16 protein-coding genes are annotated in these 21714 nt (G+C 43.4%); all 16 read right to left on the bottom strand.

The window, feature by feature from the left end; genetic code table 11:
- Positions 1–90 precede the first annotated feature (90 nt).
- Positions 91–480 carry a hypothetical protein gene (locus KP625_RS01615; protein ID WP_238298927.1) on the bottom strand — a complete coding sequence of 130 codons (390 nt, stop codon included), beginning with the start codon at positions 478–480 and terminating at the stop codon, positions 91–93.
- A 74-nt stretch (positions 481–554) separates the two neighbouring features.
- Positions 555–1532 carry a helix-turn-helix transcriptional regulator gene (locus KP625_RS01610; protein ID WP_238298925.1) on the bottom strand — a complete coding sequence of 326 codons (978 nt, stop codon included), beginning with the start codon at positions 1530–1532 and terminating at the stop codon, positions 555–557.
- A 44-nt stretch (positions 1533–1576) separates the two neighbouring features.
- Positions 1577–2467, bottom strand: a complete 891-nt coding sequence (locus KP625_RS01605; protein WP_238298923.1) for a cation diffusion facilitator family transporter — start codon at positions 2465–2467, stop codon at positions 1577–1579.
- Positions 2468–2511: 44 nt separating this feature from the next.
- Positions 2512–3765: a serine/threonine transporter SstT gene (sstT, locus tag KP625_RS01600; protein WP_238298921.1), complete on the bottom strand. Its 1254-nt coding sequence runs from the start codon at positions 3763–3765 to the stop codon at positions 2512–2514.
- A 457-nt stretch (positions 3766–4222) separates the two neighbouring features.
- Positions 4223–6859, bottom strand: coding sequence for a pyruvate, phosphate dikinase (gene ppdK, locus KP625_RS01595; RefSeq protein ID WP_021985071.1), 2637 nt, complete (start codon positions 6857–6859; stop codon positions 4223–4225).
- A 237-nt stretch (positions 6860–7096) separates the two neighbouring features.
- On the bottom strand, positions 7097–7564 hold the full coding sequence (locus tag KP625_RS01590; RefSeq protein ID WP_238298919.1) for a hypothetical protein: 468 nt from the start codon (positions 7562–7564) through the stop codon (positions 7097–7099).
- A gap of 63 nt (positions 7565–7627) precedes the next feature.
- On the bottom strand, positions 7628–9124 hold the full coding sequence (locus KP625_RS01585; protein ID WP_238298917.1) for a sodium:solute symporter family protein: 1497 nt from the start codon (positions 9122–9124) through the stop codon (positions 7628–7630).
- 154 nt (positions 9125–9278) lie between these two features.
- Positions 9279–10676 carry a glycine--tRNA ligase gene (locus KP625_RS01580; RefSeq protein ID WP_177969985.1) on the bottom strand — a complete coding sequence of 466 codons (1398 nt, stop codon included), beginning with the start codon at positions 10674–10676 and terminating at the stop codon, positions 9279–9281.
- Positions 10677–10844: 168 nt separating this feature from the next.
- Positions 10845–11582, bottom strand: coding sequence for a DNA repair protein RecO (recO, locus tag KP625_RS01575; protein WP_238298915.1), 738 nt, complete (start codon positions 11580–11582; stop codon positions 10845–10847).
- Positions 11583–11596: 14 nt separating this feature from the next.
- On the bottom strand, positions 11597–13114 hold the full coding sequence (locus KP625_RS01570; RefSeq protein WP_370641385.1) for an extracellular solute-binding protein: 1518 nt from the start codon (positions 13112–13114) through the stop codon (positions 11597–11599).
- Positions 13104–13916, bottom strand: a complete 813-nt coding sequence (locus tag KP625_RS01565) for an ABC transporter permease (protein WP_177969799.1) — start codon at positions 13914–13916, stop codon at positions 13104–13106. Before KP625_RS01565 ends, KP625_RS01570 begins: the two co-directional genes overlap by 11 nt.
- Entirely contained in the window at positions 13916–14713 is a 798-nt protein-coding gene (locus tag KP625_RS01560) for an ABC transporter permease (RefSeq protein WP_177969800.1), read from the bottom strand. Before KP625_RS01560 ends, KP625_RS01565 begins: the two co-directional genes overlap by 1 nt.
- 17 nt (positions 14714–14730) lie before the next feature.
- Entirely contained in the window at positions 14731–16179 is a 1449-nt protein-coding gene (locus tag KP625_RS01555) for an ABC transporter ATP-binding protein (protein ID WP_238298913.1), read from the bottom strand.
- Positions 16180–16347: 168 nt separating this feature from the next.
- A complete protein-coding gene (locus tag KP625_RS01550) occupies positions 16348–17835 on the bottom strand; it encodes a DUF1846 domain-containing protein (protein WP_238298911.1) in 1488 nt (495 codons plus the stop codon).
- Position 17836: 1 nt separating this feature from the next.
- Positions 17837–18745, bottom strand: a complete 909-nt coding sequence (era, locus tag KP625_RS01545; RefSeq protein WP_177969866.1) for a GTPase Era — start codon at positions 18743–18745, stop codon at positions 17837–17839.
- Between the two features lie 23 nt (positions 18746–18768).
- The gene (locus KP625_RS01540) at positions 18769–21687 is read right to left on the bottom strand and encodes an insulinase family protein (RefSeq protein ID WP_238298909.1); all 2919 of its coding nucleotides are present in this window, start codon (positions 21685–21687) and stop codon (positions 18769–18771) included.
- Between the last annotated feature and the right edge of the window lie 27 nt (positions 21688–21714).

Below are 21714 nucleotides of genomic sequence, written 5' to 3'. Positions count from 1 at the left end.
CTCAAAAAACATTTTTATTATTTTACCTTATATATACATAATCCGCAAGCGCAATACAAATAATATTCCAATATTTACTATGTAAAATGTTTAATCCTCATCTGCAATATCAAAATCACCCAATTTTCTGTCGTTATCCTCATTTTCTTCAAGCCATGCAATATATTTCGGATCATGATTATATAAAGGTTCCGATAAATCCCCATCCAGATACGCACGTAGATGATCATATTGTCTGACATATTCTTTGTGGTGATATCCGTTTAAAATATTGATTGCCTCAATCTCTGTAATATCACATTTTTCCTGTAATTCTATCCGCAGTGTTCTTCTCCCGCCTATATCATTTGCATTACTGTGATCTATCTGCAACGCTTTCTTCCGATACTCCTCACATATTTCTTTGGTGAGCCACTGCGCATCTTCTCTATGACTGTATTGTTTGTTTTTTGCTGTTGTTTTTTCTACTTTTTTAGCCATATATCCATTCTCCTTTAAATATATATGGCTATAATACAAAACCACGACGACACATTCTGTCATCGTGGTAAAATTTACTCTAAAACAATTATTTTATCTCCCTGGCTCCGCAGCCACATATCCACACCATCTCCAAACACTTCCGCTGAAATAGTATAGATTGTCCTTTTCCCATCTTCATGTTTTTTCTGTTCCAGAATTACCGCCGTCGGCAGTCTGTCCAACACAGATTCTGCAGAGTATCCGGTGTATTTGAATTTTATTTTTCTAAGCTTCCCTCCATACATAAACTGAACCCTCTTTCGGAATTCACCTTCTTCAAAACGATTGCTATACAGAACCCGGAAGGATTCATCCAACACTCTCAATCTCACGATACGATCCAGTCTGTATATTGTTGGATATGTTTCATGTATGTTGTTGAAATACTCCTTCAACGCATCATCTTCAATAAATGCCGCAAGATAAAAATAATATTCTGAAAACATAAGCGCTGCAGGTTTCAATTTTCTTGTTTTCACATCGGAAGACTGGCTGCCCTGATAATCAATTTCAATATATTTTTGATTATGGATTGCCATTCCTATATCCCATAGCTTATCCATAAATACCTTTTTATGTCCCGGCTCGATATAATGGAACTTTTCATTTCCGATCAGCTTTTCGATTATTTTCTGATTGGTTGCCGGCACACTGATTGATATCAGCTTATCCAGTATTTCATCCATTTCCTCTCTCGTAAAAGCCCGGCTGTCAAGCAGAATTTTGCAAACGGCAAGAATCTCCGGATTCGTGAATTTCTCATTATATATCTGTTCCAAACGATAGCCTTTCTCAAATCTGTCATACACAACAGACTGAAAAACACCTTCCGTCCGTTTCCGGTCCAGATACTGCCGTATATCTTCAATATCTCTCTGAATGCTGCGTTCATTTACATTATATTCTACAGCAAGTGCAGATTTATCAATGATATTGCCATTCGTTAGTCTTGTATAAATGTCAAGAACACGTTTTATTTTATCGGTTGCTGTTCTGTTTTTTTTCTCCATATTCCCTCCAGCCTGCCTTCTGCACATAATCGACAGCTATATTTCTAATCCGGAATAATCTCGATATACACTTGATCGTATTTATGCTTTAACTCCTGCTTTATCTCGTCCCGTACCTGATGCAGGATGCTGATATGTATTACATCCGTCTGATTACCGATATAGACTTCCACCCAGATTTTCCTTCCTGTCTGGATTACATCCAGAAAGGTTACCTCATATGGATAATCCTTCATATGCTTATCTACGATGGAACGGATCTGGTTTAACACCTCTTCCTCCGGTGCAAACAAAACCAGATTCTTGATACTCTGGAAGATTACGACGACCGGCTCCCGGATCAGCAAAATCGCCATCACCGCCGCTACCGCCGGGTCAATATATGGTGTCAGGAAATGAAGCTTCGTGCGAAGCAACAACACCTGCACCACAAAAGCAACCGCCACACCCAGACTGCTCACAACATCCAGTTTCCACATATAGAGTTCTGCCTTGATTGTCTCCGACTCATATTTCTTACTGTAATGATTCAGTATCAGATACATCACTGCACATCCTATGCAGACAAGGAACTCAAACACTGCAATCTTTCCTGCGTTTACCTCATGACCGCCATGCATAAGCAGCTTTACATTCTCCACCAGCAGATTACATGTGAGAGCCAGAAGAACGCTGTATTTCACAAGCAGGAACAACGATTCCACCTGTGAATAACCATACGGGTGTTTCTCCGTAACCGGCTTATACAGAAGCGGCACCAACACAAGAAACGGTCCGATCATAACAAGATCTGCCGCGTCAAACAGACAATCTGTAAGCAATGAATGGGAATGTGTAAGCCACGCCATAACTCCTTCCGCTATAATAAATAAAAGGCTCCCAAGAAAAGATAACCGTAATATCTTCTTCTCAATCTTCAACTTATCTTTCTTCATATATCCAAATCAAATTCTCTTTCTGTAAATTTCCTCTTACTATTCTAGTCCTCATCCGGGTTCACGATAGCACCAATCTTAAACTGTTTTCCCTCTTTCTGCCACTGACAATACTCTGCAGTTGCCGCAAACAATACATCCCCGGAAGAATTGATTGCCGTCTCCAGCGAATCCTGTACCACGCCAATGATCATACCAACCGCTACCGCCTGCATAGAGATATCCTGTGGAATCCCGAATAACGAACATGCCATCGGAATTAACAGCAAAGAACCACCTGCGACACCGGATGCGCCACAGGCACCAAGTGTTGCCATCAGACTTAACATAAACGCCGTTGGAATATCAACTGCAACACCCATGGTATTTGCCACAGAGAGCGCCATAATCGTGATCGTAATTGCGGCACCATCCATATTGATAGTTGCACCAAGCGGAATCGATACTGAATATATATCCGGATCTAATCCAAGCCTCTTGCAAAGTGACATATTAACCGGAATATTTGCAGCCGAGCTCCGTGTGAAGAACGCAGTAACACCGGATTCCCGCAGACAACGAAACGCCAACGGATATGCATTTTTCTTCAAAAACAAGCTTGCCAGCAATGGATCTACAACAAGCGCAACCGTCAGCATCGCTCCAACTAACACCAATAACAGCTTTCCATATTCTTTGAATATCGATAGTCCACTCTCGGAAACGGTTGTGAACACCAGTCCCATAATACCAAATGGTGCACAGCCGATGATCCAGCGAACCACTCGTGAAACGGCATCTGAAATCGAAACAAGCGATGCTTTTACCCCCTTGCCTGCACTGCGCATAGCAAGCCCAAACAGTACTGCCCATGCCAAGATACAGATATAATTGGCATCAAGCATTGCCCGAAGCGGGTTATCCGTAATATTCATCAGGATATTCTGCAACACTTCCACAATCCCCGAAGGTACAACCTCCGACTGATAAGATTCAATATCAAGTGTCATAGTTACCGGGAACAAAAAGCTCGCACTCACAGCGACCACGGCTGCAAGCATTGTACTTAATATATACATAAATGTAATCATGCGGAACTGTTTGCCATTTCCTTTCCCAGCATTTGCAATCGAACTGATTACAAGGACAAACACCAGAATTGGTGCAATTGCTTTCAATGCCCGCACAAACATCGTTCCAATCAGACCAATACCGGTCGCCTGCGGCACTAAAATTCCAAGCCCTGCTCCTATCACAATTCCGATCGCAATCTTCGCGATCAGGGATACACGATTCCACGCATTTACTATGTTCTTCATTTGTTACTTATCTCCCATATAATTATTCGCAGTATGTCAACTTCTACAAATCAAGTCAACGCAATGCCCATTGTAGCATAGAAAAACTGCTTCGTATATACAAACCGTTGGGAATTTTGCAATATATAAACTTATTATTCATCTGATAGGATAATGTAAAAACATACACTTGACAACATTAAATCTTACAAATATTATAATATTGAAATGAGTTTTACGACCGTACAGCTATTTCTCAAGCGGCTTGCTCATTTCTTTTTATTTCCAGTCAATACCCCAACCACATCATACTTTTACTTTATTTCAATTTTTGTAACCATATCAAGTATACACAAAATACATATACTTGTCATTCACAAAATGGAGTCAAGCAAAAAAATCCCCTACACTCCATTATGAAGTATAGGGGATTCTTTTATTTGATTACGAAATCAAAATGTCTACCATATGCGGTGTATTACTTATTAGCGATTGCAGCCTGAGCAGCAGCAAGTCTAGCGATAGGTACACGGAATGGTGAACATGATACATAATCAAGACCAATCTTGTGGCAGAACTCAACGGATGAAGGATCTCCACCGTGCTCACCACAGATACCGATATGAAGCTTTGGATTTACTGGCTTACCAAGCTTAACTGCCATATCCATGAGCTTACCAACACCTGTCTGGTCAAGCTTAGCAAATGGATCGTTCTCGAAGATCTTAGCATCATAGTAAGCATTGAGGAACTTACCAGCATCATCTCTTGAGAAACCGAATGTCATCTGAGTCAGATCGTTTGTACCGAAGCAGAAGAAGTCAGCTTCCTTAGCGATGTCATCTGCTGTAAGAGCAGCTCTAGGGATCTCGATCATTGTACCAACTTCGTACTTCAGATCTACGCCTGCAGCAGCGATCTCAGCATCAGCAGTCTCAACAACTGTCTTCTTAACATACTTAAGCTCCTTAACCTCACATACAAGTGGGATCATGATCTCTGGCTCAACATTCCAATCCGGATGTGCCTTCTGAACTTCGATAGCTGCACGGATAACTGCCTTTGTCTGCATCTTAGCGATTTCTGGATAAGTAACAGCAAGACGGCATCCTCTGTGACCCATCATAGGGTTGAACTCATGAAGTGAGTTGCAAAGAGCCTTGATCTCATCAACTGTCTTATTCTTAGCCTTAGCAAGCTTCTCGATATCAGCATCCTCTGTAGGAACGAACTCATGAAGAGGTGGATCCAGGAATCTGATTGTAACAGGATTTCCTTCAAGCGCCTCATAGAGTGCCTTGAAGTCATTCTGCTGATATGGAAGGATCTTGTCCAAAGCTTCTTCTCTCTCTTCTACTGTATCAGAGCAGATCATCTCACGGAATGCTGCGATTCTCTCTGGATCAAAGAACATATGCTCTGTACGGCAAAGACCGATACCTTCTGCACCAAGCTCACGAGCCTTCTTAGCATCTGCTGGTGTATCAGCATTTGTTCTAACCTTCAATGTTCTATACTTATCAGCCCATGCCATAACTCTACCGAATGTACCAGCGATAGAAGCATCAACTGTCTTGATAACTCCATCATAGATGTTACCTGTTGTACCATCGATTGAAATGAAGTCACCTTCCTTAAATGTCTTACCTGCAAGTGTGAACTGCTTGTTTTCCTCATCCATGATGATGTCGCCACAACCAGATACACAACATGTACCCATACCACGAGCAACTACGGCTGCGTGAGATGTCATACCACCACGAACTGTCAGGATACCCTGAGCAGACTTCATACCTGTGATATCTTCTGGAGATGTCTCAAGACGAACAAGAACTACCTTCTCGCCTCTTGCTGCCCATGCCTCTGCATCGTCAGCTGTAAATACAACCTTACCACATGCAGCACCAGGAGAAGCACCAAGACCCTTACCCATAGGTGTAGCTGCCTTAAGAGCTGCTGCATCGAACTGTGGGTGAAGAAGTGTATCAAGGTTACGAGGATCGATCATAGCAACTGCTTCTTCCTCTGTCTTATGTCCCTCATCTACAAGGTCACAAGCGATCTGAAGAGCTGCCTGAGCTGTTCTCTTACCATTTCTACACTGAAGCATGTAAAGCTTCTTGTTCTCAACTGTGAACTCCATATCCTGCATATCATGGTAGTGATTCTCAAGTGTCTCACATACCTGAATGAACTCTGCATATGCTTCTGGGAATTCCTGCTCCATCTGAGCGATTGGCATTGGTGTACGAACACCGGCAACTACGTCCTCGCCCTGTGCGTTGATAAGGAACTCACCCATAAGCTTCTTCTCACCTGTTGCAGGGTCACGAGTAAATGCAACACCTGTACCAGACTCGTTGTTCAGGTTACCGAATACCATAGGCATTACGTTAACGGCTGTACCCCATGAATAAGGGATATCGTTATCTCTTCTGTATACGTTTGCACGAGGGTTATCCCATGATCTAAATACTGCCTCGATAGCAAGCTTCAACTGCTCTACAGGATCTGAAGGGAAGTCTGTACCAAGCTGATTCTTGTACTCAGCCTTGAACTGCTCTGCAAGAGTCTTAAGATCTGCTGCTGTAAGCTCAACGTCGAACTTAACACCCTTCTCTTCCTTCATCTTGTCGATCAGCTGCTCGAAGTACTTCTTACCAACTTCCATAACAACGTCTGAGAACATCTGGATGAAACGTCTGTAAGAATCATATACGAAACGCTCGAATGCTGGATCTGGGTTACCAGCGATCATAGCTGCAACTACCTCGTCGTTCAAACCGAGGTTCAGGATTGTATCCATCATACCAGGCATAGAAGCTCTGGCACCTGAACGTACAGAAACAAGCAATGGATTCTTGAGATCGCCAAACTTCTTGCCGTTGATCTCCTCCATCTTCTTAACACCTTCCATAGCCTGAGCCATGATCTCATCATTAATCTTACGACCATCCTCATAGTACTGTGTACAAGCTTCTGTTGTAATTGTGAATCCCTGTGGTACCGGAAGACCAATTGTTGTCATCTCTGCAAGGTTGGCACCCTTACCACCAAGAAGATTACGCATGGTCATGTCGCCTTCGCTAAACATATAAACCCACTTGTTTGCCATTTGTCATATACCTCCTAAGTAATCAAATTTCTGCGATAGCAGACTATGGCACGTCCCCATCACACTGCAAGAAATTATAACATAATTTCCACAATTGATAAAGGCATTTTTATAAATATTTAGTAAAATCGCCATAAAAAAACATAAAAAGAAAGGCAATTGGTTTTCCGGACGTATTTTACGTGGAAATCAACTGCCTTTTTTATTTTCTTTTTCAACCCCGTCCGATCATATCTACTACTGAACGGAATCCATCCCGGATACTTCCGTATCATCCGTTGGGGTACCGGTGTTTTCTTCCTGATTATGAATTTCCGCCTTCTTCGGTGCATCCCCGACCCGTTCAAACATCATGCTCTCCGTATCCATCTTGATCGTGAGCATACCATTTTCTACGGTAAATGCAAGTTCTTCATTATCCGAATATAACTTGCCTTCCTTCCAGTTAAACTGCTCTGTCTCCTCCCCAAATCCAAGGCTTGCCGTACCATCCGCATACAACGTAAGCGTCATGGTGTCAAGTCCATATGATACGATATCATCATGGGAATAGCTGTCCTCCCCCGACTCCATGGAGTACAAATGGTATACACCAGAAGCAGAAGCTTTTTTCTCTGATTTTGCACAGGCTGCGAAGATGCACATACAGCCAACGAGTAAGAATGAAAGTACGATCATGCGAAGCGCCGTTCGTCGTGTTCTCATGTTCCCGTCCTCTCGAACAACTTGGTTTCTATATAGCCTATGCGAAATTCCATTGTTTAGAACTTATTTTTCATAGCAGGAAAAAACTGCCATTTTCTTCTCATCGGAAAGCTTTGGTGTGATGAGACTCACGACCGGTACAATAATAAGTCCGGCAAGCATTGCAAATGCACCACAGTTGATCGGTGACTGCAATACGATTGGGAACGATTCTCTTGCAAGCATATTCGCTACCATGGTGCCACTGCCAAACAAGAAATTCACAAGCACGGCCGCTTTCGTCACACCCTTCCAGTACAGACTGTAGATAAACGGTGCAAGGAATGCCCCTGCAAGTGCACCCCATGAAATCCCCATAAGCTGTGCGATAAATGTGACGCCGTTCTTATACTGTACGACCGCAATCACTGCAGAAATTGCGATAAACACAACAATGAATATCCGCATGATAAATACCTGTTTCTTCTCTGTCATCTCTTTCACAATTGTGCCACGGATCATATCCAGTGTCAGTGTCGAAGAAGATGCGAGCACCAATGACGACAATGTGGACATTGACGCAGAAAGTACCAGGATTACAACAACCGCGATCAAAAACGGGGACAGCTTCTCAATCATCGCCGGGATAATCGCATCATAGCCTTGCGTCGCGATGTCGATATCATACAGTCTGCCGAAACCACCAAGGAAATAACAGCCACCGGCAACAATGATTGCAAAGATCGTAGAAATCAGAGTTCCCTTTCCAATTGCTTTCTCATCTTTGATTGCGTAGAACTTTTGTACCATCTGTGGAAGTCCCCATGTACCAAGCGATGTCAGGATAACGACACACAAGAGTCCAAAAGGATCCGGTCCGAAGAACGATGCAAATGCGCCCGGTGTGGATGTCACTTGTGCATCCTCTACACGTGCCAATGCATCGATTGCCTGCACAAATCCACCATTTGATTTTAATACAGATGCTATAACTGCTATGATTCCGATAATCATAATACAGCCTTGAATAAAATCATTAATTGCGGTCGCCATGTAACCTCCTGCGATTACATAGATACCGGTAAGCACTGCCATCACAACGATGCAGACCGTATAATCCAGATGAAATGCCATCCCGAACAATCGAGAAAGTCCGTTATAAAGCGATGCCGTGTACGGAATCAAAAAAACAAACACTATAAGAGATGCAAAGATCTTAAGCATCTTCGAATCAAACCGGACCCCGAAGAATTCCGGCATCGTCTTACTCTCTAAATGCTGGCTCATCGTTCTCGTCCTTCTGCCAAGTACATTCCATGCGAGCAGAGAACCGATAAACGCATTTCCAAGACCAATCCATGTAGAAGCAAGACCGAACTTCCATCCGAACTGTCCGGCATATCCGATAAAGATAACTGCAGAAAAATATGACGTTCCATATGCAAATGCAGTCAGCCATGGTCCAACATTTCTTCCACCTAATACAAATCCATTGACATCGGTAGCATGCTTCCGGCAGTAGACGCCGACACCGATCATCACTCCAAAAAATATTACTAACATAATAATTTTAATCGCCATTTTCTCTCTCCTTTTTCTTAAGTCAGGTGATTGTAAATTCCTTCAATCCAGTTCATTGTTTCTCCATCGCGTTATTGCGTAACGCTTTCCCGCATTAAAGTTTTTGATTAAAAGAATAGGGATGCCGACAAGCATCCCTGTCCCTTATCTTCTTTTAGTATTCAAATTTCTTCTCGAAGTAAGCCTTCAGATCTTCGATCTTCACACGCTCCTGCTCCATCGTATCACGATCACGGACAGTTACAGCGCCGTCTGTCTCAGACTCAAAATCGTAAGTCACACAGAACGGAGTACCAATCTCATCCTGTCTTCTGTAACGCTTACCGATATTTCCTCTGTCATCGAACTCACAGTTGTATGTCTTTGCAAGCTCTGCATAGATCCTCTCTGCACCTTCATTCAACTTCTTAGAAAGCGGAAGCACACCAATCTTAACCGGTGCTAATGCCGGATGGAAATGAAGTACCGTTCTCATATCCGGCTTCTCCTCGGTTCCGATGTTCTCCTCGTCATAAGCGGCGCAGAGGAATGCAAGCGTCACACGGTCTGCACCTAATGATGGCTCAACAACATATGGAATATACTTTTCCTTCTTCTCATCATCGAAGTATTCCATTGGCTCACCGGATGTATTCTGATGCTGTTTCAGATCGTAATCGGTACGGTCTGCGATTCCCCACAGCTCGCCCCAACCAAATGGGAACAGGAACTCAATATCCGTTGTACCCTTACTGTAGAAGCAAAGCTCTTCCGGAGAATGATCACGTGCACGCATCTCATCATCCTTGATACCAAGATCTTTCAGCCAGTTGATACAGAATTCTCTCCAGTAACGGAACCATTCCATATCTGTACCAGGCTCACAGAAGAACTCCAGTTCCATCTGCTCAAACTCTCTTGTACGGAATGTGAAGTTACCCGGTGTGATCTCGTTACGGAAGGACTTACCGATCTGACCAATACCAAACGGAATCTTCTTACGGGATGTACGCTGTACATTCTTGAAGTTAACGAAGATACCCTGTGCGGTCTCTGGTCTTAAGTAAACTGTATTCTTCGCATCCTCGGTTACACCCTGGAATGTCTTAAACATCAGGTTGAACTGACGGATACCGGTAAAGTTATGCTTACCACAGCTTGGACAACAGATATGATTGTCTTCTACATACTGCTCCATCTGCTCATTTGTCCAGCCATCAATGGAACCCTCAATCTCAATTCCGTTGTCAGCCATATAATCTTCAATCAATTTATCTGCACGAAAACGCTCGTGACACTCTTTACAGTCCATCAGAGGATCTGCAAATCCACCTAAGTGACCGGATGCCACCCATGTCTGTGGATTCATAAGAATGGCACAATCCACACCTACATTATAAGGATTCTCCTGAATGAACTTCTTCCACCATGCTTTCTTCACATTGTTTTTGAGTTCAACTCCAAGGTTTCCGTAATCCCATGTATTGGCAAGTCCGCCATAGATTTCGGAGCCCGGATACACAAATCCTCTGTTCTTTGCAAGTGCTACGATTTTGTCTAAAGTCTTTTCCATATTTTGTAAACCTTCCTTCCTCTCGCACCGGAGTGTGCGGATTCTTTTTATTTTTCGGTGTGACTTTCTTCACCATATGAAACATACAACATTTTACAGGCTAATGATTCAGATTGCAACCATATTTTTGAAATTCATATCTACCGTACAAATTTATACATCAGGCTTTTACAGGGATGATAGTATTTCCAGTGATTTGAATTCCCGGTCAACATACGCTTCCCGGAAACGGTCTGCCACGTACTTTAATTCTGCCATCGCCTCTTCACTTAACTGAAACGCATACAGCTTCGTGAGATCTGCCGACTGAATATATTGCAAGGTGTAAATAAGTGTTTCTGATACTGTCCGTGTAAGCTTCAGCTCTTTTCCGCAGGCATCACACAGAAGTCCTCCCGCCTTCGCATTGAAATATTTCAGTTCTTTCTTATTACAGCGTACACACGTATATGCATGGATGCCCTGCCCTTCGATGTCCATCAGCCGCACCTCAAACGCATAGCGGATCAGCTGATTGTCCACGGTTCCCTGTTCAAGTGCTTTAAGGGTTACATAAAGTAGATTCAGCTCGTTCACACAGTAACTGCCCTCTCTTGTATAATAGGACATAAACTCACATACATACGATGCATAACACATCTTCTCCATATCCAAGGGAAGTCCGGAAAAATATTCCCGGACCTCCGCTTTGACTAATGTATAGGAATCTCTTCCCGGAAATACGGTAAAGGTACCCATCACAAAGCTCTGGCTTGCCGCTCGGAGCTGACTTACCGCCTTTCTGGCACCATTTGCAAACACTGTGATTTTCCCTCGCTCCTTAGTCAAGATCACAAGACGTTTATCGTACTCTTTCACAAGTGTTGCATATAAAATTATACCCGTTACCTGTATTTCCTCACGCATTTTCTGTTATCTCTCTATTTCTTTTCCCGGTAATGACTCATCCAGATACGTATGGTAACATAAATCACAAATACTATGACCGCACCAACGAAAATCCATATCCGAACCGGTACATCTGCAATATTATAACAGCGGACATTGATCCACATCTGATTGATCTCCTTGTTCGCTGTATCATCAAAATACTGCATGACTGCACTCCGGTGCAGTACATCCTGCGTTGGATACTGTGCAAACAACTGTCTTCGCGTCTGTTCTTCCGGCACAGTCATAATGTAATCTTCATTAGTATCGTCACCACAGAAGAAAAATCCGACCGGATACTTGACCGTATCTTCCTCGTCATCCTCCGCCTCATAATTCCATTTCAGATAATCATAAACCGTATCGTCATCGCCACCGCTGATCACGGATGTATAACCAATGTAGTACATGTTACGCACCGCATTGTCCGGACGAGACACAAAGTTTACAAATGCCTCAGCGGCCTGCTGTTTTTCCGCATCCTGTCCGATTCCGCTTTTCAGCATAACCCAGCCGTCAAACCACAGGTTCGTTGACTCCTTCGGAACCGCAAAATCCAGATAGAAATCATCCTCTTCTGCCTGATCCATCGCATAGACAGCATCGCCTGACCACTGGTAGTTCGCAACAACCTTTCCGCTGATCATATCGGCTTTACCGCTGTCTGTCTCAAACGAATAAACATTGCCCTGCATATCCTGGAGGATGTCCTCTACATTCTCAATCGTATCGGAATCCACATCATTCATAATCTGCATCAATCGTTCCTGATAATCCGGTGCATTGCGAAGCGATTCATCCATCAGTTCTTCTTTTCTGTAAGAACCAAGTGCCGCAAAATAAGAATCCCGGACATTATCCTTGATCGTAACCTGACGCTTGAACTTGTCATTCAGAAACACATCCCATGTAGACGCTTCCTCCTCTGTCATCTTCTCCGGATTATAAAGGACACCCGTTACGCCCCACATATAGCCTGCCGCATATTCACTCCACGGCTCACCGCCGATCTCATTTTCATCAAATGTGTCCCTGATATAATCGGATACCCCGCGAACATAGTAATTATCCGGATTATCCATATCATAAAATCCATCCGAAAATGGCACCAGCTTTTTTTCAGCCATCAGCTTCATGATCATATAATCAGACGGACAGACAAGGTCATACACATCCCCTAGCGTCAGCTGGTTATACAGATCCTCGTTCGTTCCGAAGCACGAATACTCAACCTCCACGCGCTTGCCGTACGTCTCGTAATACCACTCGGTAAAATCATCGACCATTGAATTCTCACCGAAGATTTCCGCACCATTTTCAAGCTCCATGCGTTCTTCCTCGTCCCAGTCACCAAGATCGATATATTCCTCCCAGTTGCAGACACGCAGCTTGATCACGTCGTCATTTTCCTGTGCGTGTGTGATCTTTGTTCCCGGCACCATCGCCAGAAATGTCATCATGGCTGCCGCCGCAACGGCCGTCACACATTTTAACATCTTATTTCTCATTGCGGGCACCTCCTTTTTCAGAGGTTGTCTTTCTGCCAGCCACATTCATGACAACCACTGCCAGAATAACGATCAGGAAGATCACTGTCGAAAGCGCCCAAAGCGCAGTTTTGATTTCTGTCTGTGAACCCTTGGTTGCATTGACAACATACGTACTGATCGTGTTAAACGTTGCCGGTTTTGTATAGCTTGCGATGAAATAATCATCGAGCGAAAGTGTGATTGCCAGCGCAAATCCGGATACGATACCCGGCATGATCTGCGGGATCACAACCTTACGGAGTGCCATCGACGGAGACGCACCAAGATCCATAGCCGCCTCATACAGACTCGCATCCATCTGCTTTAGTTTCGGAACCACAGACAGATACACAAATGGCGCGGATAACACTACATGTCCGATCAGCAACGGCACATAGCTTTCTTTATTCATGCCAAATGCAACAATCAGCAGCACGCAGATGGAAAAACCGGTTACAACATCTGCATTGACAACCGGAATCTGGTTGGCTGTGTTAATAAAGTTCTTCGCAAATTTCTTGGAATAAAACGCGCCAATCGCACCCATCGTTCCAAATATCGTAGCAAGCAGGGATGAAACAAGTGCCAGAAGAACCGTTCCGACAATCATATCCCGAAGCTCGCCCTTTGTGAAAAGTGTTACATAATTCTGCATAGAAAATCCGTGAATTGATCCAATATTCCCGGAATCCGTAAAGCTGTATACCGCCAGAATCAGAATCGGTGCATAGATGACAAACAGCATAAGAATTAAAAATAATTTTCCAATCGCCTTTTTCATTAGATCAATGCACCTCCTCTTCCCTCGTCAGAATCCGAGTATTTGTTCGTAAAGAGGGTGAAAATCAATATAATCAAGAGCAGAATCAGTGCAATCATCGATCCATTGTGCCAGTCGTAGGATGCAAAATAGCTTCCGATCAGACTACCCATAATATAAGTACTGTTATAAAGCATATCCAGCACAACATAGTTTGTCATAGATGGCAGAAACACCATCGTAATTCCACTGATGATGCCCGGCACGGAAAGAGGCAATGTCACCTTCAAAAACGTCTGTACCGGATTCGCGCCAAGATCACCTGCCGCCTCAATCAGGCTCGTGTCTAACTTCATCAACGTTGTATACATCGGCAGAATCATGAATGGAAGAAAATCATAGGTCATACCGATGACAGAATTTAAAAACGGATGCAGGGCAAGATTTCCCTCTAACACCGTAAGTATCTCTTTTAATGCAGTAATACGCAGTGTGAAATTGATCCACATCGGCATAACAAATGCAACTAAGATTACATTTTTATGCCGCATATTGCTGCGTGCTAAGATATACGCAATCGGATATGCAAGCAGTACACAAACGCAGGTAGTCACAACTGCCAGCGCAAAGCTGTACGCAAGTGTACCGATCGTATTCGGGCTCGTAAAGAATGCCGCCAGATTCTGCACGGTAAACTGACCTTGTCCGTTTGTAAACGCATAATATAAAAGAACAAACAATGGGGCTACTACAAACAGCAATAGAAAAAGTGCATAAGGTATACCCAGTCCGCTCTTTGCAAAACGTGAAGAACGCATACAATATCACTCCTTTTCTATTTCTTGATGGAAAACTGGATATGCTCCTCCGGAATAACCAGACTTACATAGTCATCCATATTCCACAGGTATTCATCGTTAACGATGAAATCCTCATCCATATCCGTACGAACCACGTAGCTGTAATGATCCCCCTTGTAAATCAGGTTGATGATATGTCCGCAGACGATACCCTCTTCCTCATTATCGCTCATGGAAATATGCCGTGGCTTGATTGCAAGCACGACTTTCAGTTTCTCATAGTCAATCACATCACCATGTGCATCTAAAAGCTCATGATTGTCGTTAAACTTAGAGCCCGGAATGATCTTTGTCAGATCACATTGGATCTTACCATCAAAGATCGTAAGCTCATAATTCTTGTCTACATCACTCTCAATCTTATTCAGTGTATGTTCCGGAATCATGATATGGATACCGTCCGGTTCCACATTCAGACCAACCTGGCTTCCAACCGCTGCGGTCTTTGTCGACTGGATCACAATCTCGTTCTTGCCGGATTCCACTGTAATCTCATAGTGGACACCCTTGAATACAACCGATGTAACCGTTCCTGTGATTGCACCATTCTCCGGCGTTGTAATCTCAACATCCTCCGGCCGCACAACGACTTCCACCAGCCGTCCATGCTCGACATCATCCACACAGGCAAATTCTGCTCCGCAGAAACGCACCTTGAGCTTGTCTGTCATGATGCCCGTAAAAATATTACTCTCGCCGATAAAGTCTGCAACGAATGCATTTTTCGGCTCATTATATATATCTTCAGGAGTTCCGATCTGCTGCATGCGTCCTTCGGACATGACAACAATCTTGTCCGACATTGTAAGCGCCTCCTCCTGGTCGTGTGTTACATAGATAAAGGTAATACCGAGTCTTTCATGCATACTTTTCAGTTCGAGCTGCATCTCCTTACGCATCTTTAAGTCGAGCGCACCGAGCGGCTCATCAAGAAGCAGGATTTGTGGCTCATTGACCAGTGCGCGCGCGATTGCGATTCGCTGCTGCTGTCCACCGGACAAGGTTGCTACCTTCCGCGTCTCAAACCCTTCCAAGTCTACCATCTCCAGAACTTTCTTTACCTTCCGCTTAATCTCGTCCTTCGGCAGCTTCTTAAGCTTTAATCCAAAGGCGATATTGTCAAAAATGTTTAAATGTGGAAACAATGCATACCGTTGAAATACTGTATTGATCGGGCGTTTGTTTGGTGGTAGATTTCCAATCTCTTTACCATCTAACAGTATTTCTCCCTCTGTAGGAATTTCAAACCCCGCAATCATGCGGAGTGTCGTGGTCTTACCACAGCCTGAAGGCCCTAAAAACGTTACGAATTCGCCCCTTTTTACCGTAAGGTTAAAATCCTCTACAGCGACAAACCCATCCTCAAATGTTTTTGTGATGTGCTTTAGCTCAATAATGTTTGTTGAACTAGTGTTGTTTTCCAATAAACTCTCATCCTCCTTGTGTTCCTGACATCCTTATCCATGGCATTGGCGGATACAGGCCAGATTTTCCTTTCGTATTCTCTACGAAAATGCATAAAAATATGCTTGTTTTTCATTACAAAAACAAGCATATTTTATCAGATTCATTTTCTATTTACAATAAAATTTTTAACGTCCATGATATTTTCTGTCTTCTTCTTCGTACTTTGGAGAACAGGTAAGCTGAACACCTATTTTCTTTAAGAGCTGCTCATCAACAGAAGAAAGTAATACAGTTGAATGTGCCTGACAATTCTTCAACTTGGAAAGCTGTTCAATAGCAAGCTTTGCTTTCTCATCCTGTGCCGCCGTCGTGGAAAGTGCAATCAGAATTTCATCGGTATGCAGTCTTGGATTATGACTGCCAAGATACTGAATCTTCAGCCTCTGAATTGGCTCGATTGCCTCCTTCGAGACTAACTGTACCTCATGCGGGATTCCGGCAAGTACTTTGAGTGCATTTAAAACTGCGGCTGCCGATGCACCGAGCAGATCTCCGGTCTTTCCGGTTACAATCGTACCATCTGCAAGCTCGATTGCCATCGCCGGATGTCCGGTCTCCTCTTCCCTCGCCAATGCTTTCTTTGCCACCAGACGATCATCCATAGAGACACCTGCCTGACGCAGTAAAAGTTCCAATTTATTCTTATCATCCTTCGATTGTCCGTAACGTTTTCTATCACACAGGCAGCGATAATACCGGCGAATAATCTCCTGTGCCGACGCTTCGCAGCATACCTTGTCATCAATGATACATTTTCCCGCCATATTAACCCCCATGTCTGTTGGGGACTTGTATGGGCTTCTTCCGGCAATCAGTTCAAATATCGTTGCAACAACCGGGAATATCTCGATATCGCGGTTGTAATTAACGGTTGTCTCACCATATGCTTCGAGATGGAACGGATCAATCATGTTGACATCATTCAAGTCTGCTGTTGCTGCCTCATAGGCAAGGTTAACCGGATGCTTCAGTGGCAGATTCCAGATTGGAAAAGTCTCGAACTTCGCATATCCGGCTTTCACACCACGTTTATATTCATGATACAGCTGAGACAGACAGGTTGCCATCTTTCCACTGCCCGGTCCCGGCGCTGTGATGACGACAAGCGGTCTCTCCGTCTCAATGTATTCATTCTTTCCATATCCTTCATCACTCACAATATGGGCAATATCACTCGGATATCCCACAATCTTATAGTGACGGTAAGACTTGATGCCAAGCTCCGCAAGCTTCTTGCGGAAAAGCTCTGCGGATGCCTGTCCGGCATACTTTGTCAGACATACACTACCGACATAGAGTCCCACTGCCTGAAACTCATCAATTAGACGCAGCACATCCATATCATAGGTGATTCCATAATCACCACGAACTTTGTTGTTCTCGATATCCTCCGCGCTGATCACGATTACGATTTCTGCCTGATCCTTTAACTGTAACAACATCTGCAGTTTTGAATCCGGCTGAAATCCCGGAAGAACACGTGATGCATGATAGTCATCAAACAGTTTGCCTCCAAACTCCAGATATAATTTATTATCAAACTGTGCGATCCGGTCACGTATATGCTGTGACTGCATCTCTAAGTACTTCTGATTATCAAAACCAATCTTCATCTTAATTGTCCTCCCGATATCCGTAATTTCGAAGAAGAGTGTCACTGTCTCTCCAGTCCTTCTTCACCTTTACCCATAGCTTTAAATTCACTTTCATATCCAATAAATTTTCCATGCTGATACGTGCTTTTGTACCTATTTTTTTCAACATTGCGCCCTGTTTTCCGATGATAATTCCCTTATGGGAATCCCGCTCACAAATAATTGTTGCATCAATATCCATACAGCTCCCGTCCGGACGTTCCTTCATCCGGTCAATTACAACAGCGATGCCATGTGGGATTTCCTTATCTAACTGGCGCAGTGCCTGTTCTCGGATCATCTCCGCCACAATCTGGCGTTCCGGCTGATCCGTGATTGTATCCTCATCGTAAAACTGTGGACCAAACGGAAGCAGCCGCTTTAACGTCTTAATAAGCTCCGCCTGATTGTGTCCACGCAGTGCAGAAACCGGAACAATCGCATCAAAATCATGTACTTCCTTGTATGTGTTTATAGCATCCGCAACTGCCTGTTTATCTACCGTATCTGTCTTGTTGATGACAAGTACCACCGGTGTATTTACCTTACTTAACACATCAATGATATGACGTTCACCCGCACCGATAAATGTCGTTGGCTCCACGATCCACATAACGATATCTACCTCATTTAATGTGGAATACGCAACATTCATCATATACTCGCCAAGCTTGTTTTTCGCCTTGTTGATACCCGGTGTATCCAAGAATATAATCTGTCCCTCGTCATCTGTATATACTGTCTGAATCCGGTTTCTCGTCGTCTGCGCTTTGCTGCTTGTAATCGCAATCTTCTGTCCGATCAGATGGTTCATCAACGTGGACTTTCCTACGTTTGGGCGTCCGATAATAGCAACAAATCCGGATTTGTATGTCGATAAGTTATCCATATGTCTCTCCCTGTGTTTTCTTCCTAAAATACACTCTTTACTTCTGCAAATGCATCCTTCGCGTCTTCAAGCCGCGCTTCATCGCCGATTGCGCAAATCACACCGCCATCAACTGCTGCCTCTACATATCCGGCAAGTCCACGAATCACCTCCGGCGTCGCGCCAAGTACTTCATCTCTTGCCTGCTGCAAATCTGCATCATCAATTCCCATCAGATAACATATGAGGCTAAAATTACCATCCGCCGATGGAGTAAGCGGCGCGTCCATCTTGCTGATTGCTCCAATGATATATTTCGTCATATCGCGTTCATCTGCCTCAAAGTTCTTCACATATTCCGGTGCCTTCTTATAAATCTCATATGTTTCCATCAAATTAGGATCACGGTAAGAAGTAAAATATGCATTTCCACTACGGTTAAAACTGCACATGCAGCCATAAGCACCGCCCTTCACACGCACATTAATCCACAGATAATCGTACGAGAAGATACACTGTAATACATTCAAAGCCCCGGTATACTCATATCCACGTTCACAGAAATTACCGGCTGTCGCTACATATTGCACCTGACTTGCCGTCTTGAAGCCTTCGTTCTTTTTTACTACCGGAATTTCCTTCACATTCTCAAACGCCAGTCTTGTCGATAGCTTGCAGGAGAGTCTGCTCAGGCTCTCGGTCAGCGTATCCTCCGGTTTCTTATCTGAAGTAAAGTTCACAAGCAGCGAATCTCTGCGCAGAAGCTGTCCAAGTGTCTCCTGCAGATCTGCCACCAGTTTCTCATACCGTTCCTCAAAATGATCATCCAGATCTGACAGATACATATAATAATCAATCCCCTCTGTCAGTTCCTTCACAACACCGATTGGAGAAATATACGAAGTCGCACGACCTGCTGCCGTCGTGTGACCATTTGCAAGTATATCATCCTTCATGGCGGCGCGCGTCTCTGCGATAATCTCTTTTAAGCGCTTCTTATCTGAAAGCTTCGAAGTAAATAATATCTCCTCAACTAACTCCATCGTCTTATCGAGCTGTGCATCCAACATCTTCGCACTGACAATAAAATGTGTGATATAGCCACCATACTCTTTCTTATTTGTGACTGCTGTGCTAAATCCAATACCACCAGTATACAAATTGATTTCATTTGATAACGCACTATAGCTGAAATGCTCCGTATCCACATACTTAAAGATCTCCGTCAAAAGCGCAATTACAGGGAACTTATCATAGTCGATATCATCCATACAGAAATTCAGGCTTATATACGTGATTCCATTCGTGAAAATGTCATGACTTAATACCTTGACATGTTCAATTTCCAAAATACGGTTGTTCGTCTTTCTTGCATGCTTCTCTATATCATCGATTGTAAGCATTGGAATCTTCTTCAAGTCTTCCTCCGCATCGCCGGAACTCTGGTACTCCTTCAGATGTACCATATTTGCACGAATTTCTTCGATATCTTCCGCAGAGAGTGTCTCCTTGTATGCAGCAAGCTGTGCCTTCTCGCGCCGGACAATCTCGTTGTTAAGTCCCTTCTTTGGCATCAGCAGACAATATGTTTTATGCATATTTTTCAAGATATACTTATCAATCAGAGCTTCAAAATATCCGGTCTGCACATCCTGTTTCAACGCATCATAGACTTCATTTAAACTGAACAGATCAAGCGCTGCTGCATCATCATAAAGCCATGTGGAAAATGCATTTAACCCAAGCATCAATCCCTTCGGGAATCGACCAAAATTGCCTTCCTTATGTTTAAACTCAAAATAATTGATTGCGGCAAGCAGAGACTTTTTGTCCATTCCATCCTTTACAAGAGAAGTAAGTGTATCCTCAATTACCCGGATGAAGCATTCTAAATTCTCTACATTTGCATTCTTCGCAATGATAGAGAAGGTAGGCTGTTTGATGCCATCATCAAAGGATGACAGAATGTCCTTACCTATTCCTGCATCAATCAATGCTTTTTTCAGCGGTGCACCGGGCGCAGATAACAAAGCATATTCCAAAATTGAAAATGCCGTACATAATTTTTTGTCTGCACTTGTACCAATAACCATATTGTAAGTCAAATACGTGTTATCCTGCTCCGATTCATTCTCTGCAATTGAGTAATACTCACGTACCTCCGACGGCTTCTCAAATGCAGGTTCATCTGCCAATGCGGAATCGATTTCTAAATAGTCAAAGTTCTGTAAATACTCCTCATCAATAAATCGAAGTTCCTTCTCCACATCCATATCACCATACAGATAAATATAACTGTTACTTGGATGATAATACCGCTTATGGAATGCAATAAAATCCTCCTGTGTAAGATTCGGAATCGCAGCTGGATCTCCACCGGATTCAAATCCATATGCAGTATGTGGCAGCAAAGACTTCTCGATGATACGATAAAGCTGCTGTTCCGGTGAGGAGTACACACCCTTCATCTCATTAAATACAACACCGTTATAAGTAAGCTCACCTGTTTCCTCGTCAATCTCATAATGCCAGCCTTCCTGCATCATGATTTCTTTTTTCTCATAGATATTCGGGTAAAAAACCGCATCCATATAGACATGCATCAAATTATGGAAATCCTTGTCATTCAGACTGGCAAGCGGATATACCGTCTTATCCGAGTAAGTCATCGCATTTAAAAATGTATTCAGACTACCCTTACAGAGTTCCACAAACGGATCCTTGACCGGGAACTTTCTTGAGCCGCAAAGTACCGAATGTTCCGTGATATGTGGCACACCGGTATCATCAGCCGGAGGTGTACGGAAACCGATTGTAAATACTTTATTCGTATCATCATTCTCGATGACAGCCACCCGTGCCTTTGTCTTATTGTGGGAAAGGATATATCCATATCCATTGACTTCCTTTAATTCTTTTTTTTCCACTACCGTATACGCGGTCAGATTCTCTAAATTACTCAAACGATTAATCCTCCATCTACTGTTTCT

The organism is Eubacterium sp. MSJ-33 (assembly GCF_022174665.1).
GTDB lineage: Bacteria > Bacillota > Clostridia > Lachnospirales > Lachnospiraceae > Coprococcus_C.
The sequence above is the reverse complement of the archived record's forward strand: the minus strand, read 5'-3'. Positions and strand labels throughout refer to the sequence as shown.